The sequence below is a fragment of the Bacillus sp. FG16 genome (assembly GCF_057809515.1).
The window spans coordinates 1-646 of record NZ_JBMDKC010000297.1; the positions used below are offsets into that span (position 1 = coordinate 1).

Sequence of the window (646 nt, forward strand, 5' to 3'; positions counted from 1 at the left end):
TCCGTTACAACCTCACCACCGCCTTCCAAACCATTAAAAAATTGAAAATTACCTACACGTAAACGAAATGGTTTTAACATATTTCTTTTCCTCCTGTGGGTGGGCGCAAGTCCACATTCGACGCCCAAATTTTTGTATATAAAAAAGCCGCTATTTAATAGCGACTGGTCTATTTCTTCATTTGTTTTTCTACTTTCTTTTCCTCAATATCTAATTTGCGATGTTGGAGCTGTAAATCTTGTTCTTTCATCGCTCTCTGTTCTTCCTGCATCTGTTGTTCTTGTTCCATCTGCTGCCTTCTATCCGCTTCCATTGGCGCATTGAGTGCCTCCATATGTTGCTGTACATGGTCATCCACTAACTGCTGCACTTCAGGTGGCAACTCATCATATAAACTTGATTTTCGAAAAGCATTATGCATATATACGTGCACTTCATGATCATAGAAATCACGCACCTGCGGTGTCGCCAGTGGTAGTTGTGGCGGTTGCATGCCAGCCTGCATGGGGTCTACACCTTGTGCTTGCATCGCTTGGGCTTGCTGTTCAAATTGCTGTTGCTGCATGTTGTATTGTTGGAGAAGCTGAAGAACTTCTGGATTCTGTGCCAGTTGCTCAAACTGCTTGTTTTCCATCTTCGCTTTATT

1 pseudogene is annotated in these 646 nt (G+C 42.7%); it reads right to left on the reverse strand.

Annotated elements, in window-relative coordinates:
• Positions 1-169: 169 nt before the first annotated feature.
• A pseudogene (locus tag ACODS7_RS32390) lies at positions 170-646 on the reverse strand (portal protein); the annotation flags it as partial.